Source organism: Soehngenia sp. (assembly GCF_055108775.1).
Genome location: NZ_JBSQIL010000063.1, coordinates 1 through 9,585, shown reverse-complemented (window position 1 = coordinate 9,585; position 9,585 = coordinate 1). Strand labels below are relative to the sequence as shown.

General features: G+C 27.8%; 10 protein-coding genes. All 10 read left to right on the top strand.

The window, feature by feature from the left end; translation table 11 throughout:
- A partial coding sequence (locus ACTB1H_RS07770; protein ID WP_463262277.1) for an ELP3 family radical SAM protein occupies positions 1–707 on the top strand: 707 nt, incomplete at its 5' end.
- Between the two features lie 16 nt (positions 708–723).
- Positions 724–4,317, top strand: a complete 3,594-nt coding sequence (smc, locus tag ACTB1H_RS07765) for a chromosome segregation protein SMC (protein ID WP_463262276.1) — start codon at positions 724–726, stop codon at positions 4,315–4,317.
- A 3-nt stretch (positions 4,318–4,320) separates the two neighbouring features.
- Entirely contained in the window at positions 4,321–5,361 is a 1,041-nt protein-coding gene (gene ftsY / locus ACTB1H_RS07760) for a signal recognition particle-docking protein FtsY (RefSeq protein WP_463262275.1), read from the top strand.
- Between the two features lie 80 nt (positions 5,362–5,441).
- Complete coding sequence (ylxM, locus tag ACTB1H_RS07755) at positions 5,442–5,801, top strand: YlxM family DNA-binding protein (RefSeq protein WP_463262274.1); 360 nt, start codon at positions 5,442–5,444, stop codon at positions 5,799–5,801.
- Between the two features lie 16 nt (positions 5,802–5,817).
- Positions 5,818–7,158, top strand: coding sequence for a signal recognition particle protein (gene ffh / locus ACTB1H_RS07750; RefSeq protein ID WP_463262273.1), 1,341 nt, complete (start codon positions 5,818–5,820; stop codon positions 7,156–7,158).
- A 29-nt stretch (positions 7,159–7,187) separates the two neighbouring features.
- Positions 7,188–7,454 carry a 30S ribosomal protein S16 gene (gene rpsP / locus ACTB1H_RS07745; RefSeq protein ID WP_463262272.1) on the top strand — a complete coding sequence of 89 codons (267 nt, stop codon included), beginning with the start codon at positions 7,188–7,190 and terminating at the stop codon, positions 7,452–7,454.
- Positions 7,455–7,473: 19 nt separating this feature from the next.
- Positions 7,474–7,704, top strand: a complete 231-nt coding sequence (locus ACTB1H_RS07740) for a KH domain-containing protein (protein WP_463262271.1) — start codon at positions 7,474–7,476, stop codon at positions 7,702–7,704.
- Positions 7,705–7,726: 22 nt separating this feature from the next.
- A complete protein-coding gene (gene rimM / locus ACTB1H_RS07735) occupies positions 7,727–8,227 on the top strand; it encodes a ribosome maturation factor RimM (RefSeq protein ID WP_463262270.1) in 501 nt (166 codons plus the stop codon).
- Entirely contained in the window at positions 8,224–8,937 is a 714-nt protein-coding gene (gene trmD / locus ACTB1H_RS07730; protein ID WP_463262269.1) for a tRNA (guanosine(37)-N1)-methyltransferase TrmD, read from the top strand. The genes rimM and trmD overlap by 4 nt, the downstream gene beginning before the upstream one ends.
- Positions 8,938–9,059: 122 nt before the next feature.
- Complete coding sequence (rplS, locus tag ACTB1H_RS07725) at positions 9,060–9,410, top strand: 50S ribosomal protein L19 (protein ID WP_463262268.1); 351 nt, start codon at positions 9,060–9,062, stop codon at positions 9,408–9,410.
- The last annotated feature ends 175 nt before the right edge of the window (positions 9,411–9,585 follow it).

The window sequence follows — 9,585 nt, the reverse complement described above, 5'->3', positions numbered from 1 at the left end:
AAGAAGTACTGCTACTATCTGAACGTGGTCATACCATCAATGATGTAAATAATTCAGTTAGCTTGATAAAAGAATTTGGATTTTTTATAGGTTTGCAAATGATGGTAGGTTTACCAGGAGATAATTATGATAAATCTATGCAAACATTATTAAAAATAATTGATTTACAACCAGATTTTATAAGAATTTATCCGACTTTAGTAGTAAAAAACACTAAACTAGAAGAGTTGTATTATTTAGGTAAATACAAACCCCTAAGTTTAGAGGAAACTATTTTAATATGCAAAGATTTACTTGTTATTTCAGAATATTATAATTTGCCTGTTATAAGGGTTGGCTTGCAACCTACTGAATTCATTCAACTGGGAAAAGATATAGTTGCTGGACCATTTCATCCAGCTATTAGACAACTAGTAGAAGAAGAGATATACTATGAAATAATAAAAGAAGAATTATTAAATTTAAAAACAAATACTAATGGAAAAACATTAGATATATCTTGCAATAACGATATAATTAATAATATTGTTGGTAACAAAGCAGTTAACAAGAATAAACTTATCAAAGAATTTAATTTCAAAAATATTAGATTTCATAAATCTAATATCAATGATGAGATTATCATAAGTATAGGAGAAATTTACAAATCAATTTGTTTAAGCGAACACATTAACAAAAGGGCAGTTGGAATAATTAATCATTATTAAATAAGAGGTGTTTGTTTTGTACTTAAAAAGATTAGAAATTCAAGGGTTTAAATCCTTTGCAGATAAAACAATTATCAATTTTGACAAAAGGATAACTGCTATAGTCGGTCCAAATGGAAGTGGAAAAAGTAATATCGCAGATTCTTTGAGATGGGTTTTAGGAGAACAGAGCATCAAAAATCTAAGAGGAACAAAAATGGAAGATATTATCTTTTCGGGGACTGATAAAAGAAAACCTCTTGGATTTGCGGAGGTTATAATTGTTTTTGACAATAGTGACAACTTTATTCCTTTGGACTATACAGAAATAAGTGTATCAAGACGTATGTATAGATCAGGTGATAGTGAATTTTTTATAAATAAAAATCCATGTAGGCTAAAGGATATAAAAGAGCTTTTTTCTGATACTGGAATTGGGAAAGAAGGATATTCAATTATTAGTCAAGGAAAGATAGAAGATATAATTTCTACAAATCCAGAAAATAGAAAATTGATTTTTGAGGAAGCTGCAGGAATAGTAAGATATAAACTTAACAGACAAGATGCCCTTAAAAAATTAGAAAAGACAAATGCAAATATATTAAGAATTTCAGATTTAATATCAGAAATTAATAATCAAGTAATTTCTTTAAAATCAGAAAGAGATAAGGCTATTAAATATAAGAGTATTTTTGATGAAATCAAGAATATTGATTTAATAATAGCAAAAAAGAATTACTGTGAATTAGTTAATGAAGTGAACTCAAAAATTAAAAATTTAAAATATTGTAAGGAAGAAATCTTAAATATAGAAAAAAAAGTTGAAAAATTAATAAACGATGAACAAGAATTTAAAACTTCTTTAATAGAATTAGATAAAACCATTGATGAAAAAAGGAATCTAAAACTTGAAGTAGTCCAAAACTATGAAAAAAACAGAAATTTAGAATCCCTCCTTATTGAAAAAATATCACACAATAATGATGAAATAGAAAGATTAAAAAAAGAAATTGCAACTCTTGATGAATCTATAGATACCAATAAAAATGATATCCATATAATAAAAGGACAAATAGAAGAAATAAAAGATGAATCAAATAAATGTGTTATTGAAATTTCTAATTTGGAAAACATTAAAATAAAATTAGGAATCGATTTAGAAAATGTCATAAATCAATTAAAAAAATCAAATGAAAAAGTTTTGAGATTGCATTCATATGCATCTGAAATAAAAAGTGAAATTTACAGTCTTGAAACTTTTGTGAATAACATAAAATCAAGAATAGAAAAAATTGATAATTCAATTCATGAATATATAAATATCGACAATAATTTGAGTATTGAAATAAGTAGTCTTGAATCAAAATTAAATAATTTAGATGAAAAGATAAATAATATAGAAAAAAAAATTATGAACCTTAATATAGAGTATAGTTCCACTGAGGGAGATCTTTTGAAATATGAAGAACAATTACTCAATTTAAAACAAGCGAAAATAAAAGCGTCTACCACATTAAAACTTCATCAAGAATTAGAATCAAATTTTGATGGTTATTATAATAGCACTAAAGAAATCATAAAATTAATAAATACTGATAATAAATATAAAGAACATTTTATTGGGATTGTAAATGATCTTTTTATTGTAGAGAGAAAGTATTTAAAGGCTATAGAAACATCACTTGGCTCATCTATACAAAATATAGTCGTAAAAGATGAATATAGCGCTAAAATTTTTATAAATTATTTAAAAGAAGAAAAGAAGGGTAGAGCAACTTTTCTTCCTGTAAATGGAGTCAACCATAAAAATATAGATTTGAGCTCTTATGATAAAAATAAATTTGGGATATTGGGCCTAGCAAATGATTTAATTAGTTATGACTCTAAATTATATAAAATATTTTCGTATTTGCTTGGAAAAACTATAATAATTGAAAATTTAGACAAAGCACTTGAATTCAATAAATTTACTTCTAGAAAATATAGGATAGTTACTCTAGATGGAGATTTGCTATCTCCTGGCGGGAGCATAACTGGCGGACACAAAGCAAATGAAAATCAAGGAATATTAGCTAGAAAAGTCATTATTGAAGAGCTTAACAATGAAATAAAGAAAATTGATAATAATTTAAAATCAACACAACAAGTAACAAACAATCTAGCGATTGAAAAACAAAAAATATATCAAAACATAAAAGAACTAAAAGATGAATATAACTCCTTATCTGTAGAAATGAGTAAACTTAGAAATCAAATTGAGCAAAAAAAATCTCATCAGAACATTAGCAATAAAGAGTTAGTGAATAAAAGAAATGAATATAATGATTTATTGATGGAATGTGAGAGATTAGAGGAAAAAATATCTAAATTAAAAACAGAACTTAATAAAACTAATATTGACTTGGAAAATGAAACATCTATAAACAATAAACAAAAAATATTGAATCAAAATATTAACAAGGAGTTATCAGAAATTAATGATAAAATTTCAGATCTAAAATTTAGAATTAAAATTAATGAGAACACAATAAATGAAATGGAAAAAAGAATTATAAAGTTAAACGAAGATACAAATAGCCTGATATCAAAAATATCTGAGAATAAAAAAACTATAAATAGCTTAGACAAAATAAATACTGAGCATATGAATGAATTAAATAAAATTAAAGAAAACATAAAACTGCTAGAATTACAAGAGGAAGCTGAAAAAGAGATACTTAATGAAATTATAATAAAAAAAGAGAAATTACAAAACCAAATGAATGTTATTCAAAATCAACTAAAAAATGAAAACAATATACTCTCGAAGATGATGAAAGAATCTAACCAGATTGAATTAGAATTTGAGAAACAAAATTTAGCATTAAATAATTTGATTGTAAGAATAAATGAAACATATAAAATTGATATAACTAATTACGAAATAAAAATTCCTGACAATTTAGACTATGACATTCTAAATACTGAATTGAAAAAATTAAATGATGATTTAACAAGAATTGGTGAAGTTAACTTATCAACTATAGATGAATATGAAAAAGCAAAAAATAGATATGATTTTATGACATCTCAATTAAATGATCTCATAAAAGCTAAAGCAGATGTAGAGATGGTTATATCGGAAATTAATAGTAAAATTAAAAAACAATTTTTTGAAACCATAAGAGAAATAGATATCAATTTTAATTCAATATATAAAGAATTATTCGGTGGAGGAAGTGCAAATCTAATAATAAACAATAAAGACGATATAGAAAAAAATGAAGTAGAAATAATGATACAACCTCCCGGAAAGAAAATGCAGAATATTACTCTATTATCAGGAGGAGAAAAATCCTTAACTGCTATAGCTTTATTGTTCGCTATTCTGAGAACAAAACCATCTCCATTTTGTGTGTTGGATGAAATAGACGCTGCACTAGATGAAGCAAATATATTAAGGTTTACTTCTTATTTATCTCGTTTTAAGGAGAAAACTCAATTTATATTAATAACTCACAGAAAAACATCTATGCAAATAGCTGAATATCTTTATGGTATAAGCATGCAAAATGAAGGAATTAGCAAAGTACTTTCTATAAAATTAGATGATTATGATGAAGAAATCGATAGAATAACTAAGGAGGCTTAATTTATGAATTTTTTTAAAAAAAACAAACAAATATCTAGTAAAATTGATGAATCATCATCAGAAATCTATGAAAAAGATCAAAATTACCAAGATAATGCTCAGTTTGATATAGAAGACAAAGAAGAAAAAACAACTTTTTTTGAAAAAGTAAGAAATGGATTAACTAAAACTCGAAAAAATATTAGTAGCAAAATTGATGACGTGATAATATCACATAGAAAAGTAGATGAGGAATTATTTGATGAATTAGAAGAAATTCTAATTACAGCTGATGTTGGAATAGAATCGTCTGTGAAAATTATTGAAAACTTAAAAATAAAAGTTAAAAAGGACAAGATATCAGACTCTAAAGAGATAAAAGAATTATTAAAAGAAGAAGTAAAAACATTGATGTTAAACTCTGTCGATAGTAATAAACTACAAATTGATCCTTCTCCAAGTCTTATCTTAATTGAAGGAGTCAATGGTGTCGGGAAAACAACAACTATTGGGAAATTGGCCTATACATTAAAAACAGGTGGAAAAAGTGTACTGCTAGCAGCTGGAGATACTTTTAGAGCCGCAGCTATTGATCAATTAATGTCATGGGGTTCTAAAGCTAATGTGGAAGTTGTTTCGCATCAAGAGGGAGCAGATCCAGCTGCTGTAATATTTGATGCAATAAAAAAAGCAAAGGCAAAAAATATTGACGTTCTAATATGCGATACTGCAGGTAGACTGCATAATAAAACTAACCTAATGAATGAATTAAATAAGATATTTAGAGTTGTAGAAAGAGAATTTCCAGAAGCAAAAAAAGAAATATTGTTAGTATTAGATGCTACTACTGGTCAAAATGCAATAAATCAAGCAAAGGTTTTTAAGGAAGTAAGCAATATAACAGGTGCTATATTAACCAAACTTGATGGAACTGCTAAAGGCGGAATAGCAATAGCACTACAAGCAGAGTTAAACTTACCAATAAAATTGATAGGAGTAGGGGAAGGAATAGAAGATTTGCAACCATTTGATGTGGATTTGTTTGTGGAATCCATTTTCGAATAACTCTTGACGAATATCAAGTTTTTATTTAATATAGATACTGTCAAGAAAAATACTTGACAGTATTATAACGTGGTGATAAAATGGATAAGCTGATAAAAATTAGCATATTATTTGACTTTTATGGCAAGTTGTTAAGCAAAAAACAATACGATGTTATAGATATGTATTATAATAATGATTTGTCATTAAGTGAAGTTGCTCAAGAAATGGATACTTCTAGACAAGCTGTTTTTGATACATTAAAAAGAGCAGAAGAAAAATTAATAGAATACGAAAACATATTGGGCCTTGCTGAGAAATTCTATAATACTGAAAACAGCATAAAAGATATAGAGAAATTAGTAAAAGAAATAATGGCAATTGGTTCTGAATTAAATAATAGCAAGATTTTAGAATTAGCTCAAAACATAGATTTAACTATAAAAAAAATCCTTTATTAATAAGGAGGTTCATATATTGATATTTGAAAGTTTATCAGAAAAATTACAGAATACTTTAGATAAGCTAAAAGGAAAAGGGAAGATAAGTGAGAAAGATCTTGATTTGGCATTAAGAGAGGTTAGACTAGCACTATTAGAAGCTGATGTAAATTATAAAGTTGTAAAAGATTTTATTGCTAAAATTAAAGAAAGAGCATTAGGCGCAGAAGTCTTAGAAAGTTTAAATCCAGGGCAGCAAGTTATAAAAATTGTTTACGATGAGCTTACTAATCTTATGGGAGATAAAGAAGAAAAGTTAAATTTCGCTTCAAAGCCTCCTACAGTTATTCTAATGTGCGGATTGCAAGGGTCTGGTAAAACTACTACTTCAGGAAAACTTGCTTTTAACCTAAAAAAACAGAATAAAAGACCTCTTTTGGTGGCTTGTGATATATATCGACCTGCCGCAATTAAACAATTAGAAGTAGTAGGTAACAAAGTAGGAGTTCCTGTATTTTCTATGGGAACAAATGTAAATCCTATAGATATAGCTAAAGCAGGGATAGAGCATTCAATTAAAAATGGGAATGATGTAGTAATAATTGACACTGCTGGGAGATTGCACATAGATGTAGATTTAATGGAGGAAATAGTTAAGATAAAAGAAGCCACTAATCCAAATGAAATACTTTTAGTTCTAGATGCTATGACAGGGCAAGATGCTGTAAATGTGGCAGAAACATTCAACGAAAAATTGGATATTACCGGAGTAGTATTGACAAAAATGGACGGAGATGCCCGCGGTGGCGCAGCTTTATCTCTTAGAGCAGTGACAAATAAACCTATAAAATTTGTTGGAATGGGCGAAAAATTGGATCAATTGGAGCCATTTTATCCAGATAGGATGGCCTCAAGAATACTCGGAATGGGAGATGTCCTAAGTTTAATAGAGAAAGCACAAGCTTCGTTTGATGAAAAAAAAGCACTAGAGCTTGAAAAGAAAATGAGAACTGCATCTTTTACTTTGGATGACTTTTTAGATCAGTTAGAACAAATGAAGAACATGGGTCCATTAAGTGATGTTCTAGAAATGATACCTGGTATGGGATCAAAGCAGCTAAAGGGACTTAATGTCGATGAAAAAGAGTTAGTAAAAATTGAAGCAATCATAAAGTCAATGACTAAAAAGGAAAGAAACAATCCAGACATTATCGATAGCAGTAGAAGACAGAGAATAGCAAAAGGGAGTGGTACATCAATACAAGATGTAAACAAACTTTTGAAACAATTTAAAGAAACTAAAAAAATGATGAAGAAATTAAATGAGTTTTCTAAAGGACCGAAGAAAAAAGGGAAATTTCAATTCCCCTTTTTCTAAATAGATAATTTACACTAGGAGGTGAAATGATGGCTGTTAAAATAAGATTAAAAAGAATGGGTGCTAAAAAAAATCCTTTTTATAGAATCGTAGTTGCAGATTCGAGATCTCCAAGAGATGGTAGGTTTATAGAAGAGATTGGCTATTATAACCCACTTACAGAGCCAAAAACAATAAAGATTGACAATGAAAAAGCTAAACAATGGATGAAAAATGGTGCTAAACCTACTGAAACTGTTGAAAAATTATTCAAAGAAAGTGGAGTTTATGAATCCAAAACAGAAAATGCTAATTAATAGCTCGGAGGTTTTAATTATGGGAGAATTAGTAGAATTTATTGCAAAAAGTCTAGTAGATAATCCTGAAGAAGTTAAAGTTACTGAAATAGAAGGCACTCAATCTGTTATAATAGAATTGCGAGTGGCTCCAGAAGATATGGGGAAAGTTATTGGTAAACAAGGTAGAATTGCTAAAGCTATACGAACCGTAGTTAAAGCTGCTGCAATTAAACAAAATAAGAGAGTAGTAGTAGAAATTATTCAATAAAAATCTTAATTAAGGTGAATAGATGGATTATACAATTGTTGGAGTAGTTAGTAATACTCATGGAATAAAAGGAGAATTAAAAATATACCCTTTAACTGATGACATTAATAGATTTTATAAATTAAAGAAAGCTTATCTTGGTGAAAAAAAAGAGATACTTTACGTTGAATCAGTAAAGATTCACAAAGGTTTAGCAATAATTAAATTTAAGAATTTAGATACTTTGAATGAATCAGAAAAATACAAAGGCAAGTATATTTATGTCGATGAAACTGAAAAAGTATCGTTGCCGAAAGATAGATATTTTATCTCTGACCTTATAAATTGCACCGTAATTACCATTTCAAATGAGATAGTTGGTAAAATTACTGATGTGATTACCGGGAATGCCAATGATGTTTATGTAGTAACCAACGATGAAGGAAAAGAATTTCTAATACCGGCAGTAAAAAAATTTATCATAAATGTAGATATATATGATAAATTAATAATAATTGATCCAATCGAAGGAATGTTAGAATGATAATAGATGTTTTAACTTTATTCCCAGAAGCTTTTTCTTTTTTATATAATTACAGCATTATTGGCAAAGCTTTAGAGAATAATATATTTACGCTAAAGACTATAAATATTAGAGATTTTTCTAAAGATAAGCATAAAAGGGTAGATGATTATCCTTATGGTGGAGGCAATGGAATGATTCTAAAACCAGAACCATTGTTTGAAGCTATTATGAGTTGCAAAAATATCAATTCTCATGTGATATATTTGTCTCCAAAAGGAAAATTATTAAACCAAGATATTTTAAAAACATTATCTAAAAAAGAGCATTTAATATTGATATCTGGACATTATGAAGGCATAGACAATAGAATTGTTGAAAACTATGTAGACGAAGAAATATCTATCGGAGATTATGTTTTAACAGGTGGAGAGATACCATCAATGGTTCTGGTAGATTCAATAGTTAGATTATTGCCAAATGTCTTAAGCTCAGTTGATTCATATGAAGAAGAATCAATTTACAATGGTTTATTAGAATATCCTCAATATACTAGACCAGAAGTGTTTGAAGGAAAAAAGGTACCAGAAGTATTAATATCAGGACATCATGAAAATATCCGAAAATGGAGAAGAAAGCAGTCTTTAATAATAACAAAAGAGCGAAGAGAAGACATGTTTAAAAAAGTAACTTTATCAAAAGAAGATATAAAGCTTTTAAAAGAAAATTGATTGTAAAATTATGTTGCACATTGCATTTTCATATGTTACAATTATCGTTGTGCTAGTACGGGCGGTCCTCTGGCAAAATAATTTGTTAAGAACGTCAAATTAATATTTAGGAGGGAATGCACATGAACGAAATAATTAGATTAATAGAACAAGAACAATTAAGAAGTGATTTACCAAACTTCGGTATAGGTGATACTGTAAAAGTTCACGTAAAAGTTAAAGAAGGTAACAGAGAAAGAATACAAGTATTCGAAGGAACTGTTATAAAGAAACAAAACGGTGGAACTAGAGAAACTTTCACAGTAAGAAGATTAGCTTATGGAGTTGGAGTTGAAAGAACTTTCCCAATTAACTCCCCAATCATAGAAAAAGTTGAAATCGTAAGATACGGTAAAGTAAGAAGAGCGAAACTTTACTACTTAAGAGACAGAGTGGGTAAAGCTGCTAAAGTTAAAGAGTTAATAAAGAAATAATTGAACTTAAAAATGGGGCTTTAGAGTTCCATTTTTTTATTTACAAAAAGAATTGAAAATATTCATGAAAATGATTGTGAATTATGAATAAATAGCCTAAACCCGCATGAATACTATATATAGTTATATAGTTATATAGTTATATAGTTAAAAATATTTCTTCTTATATTCTTAA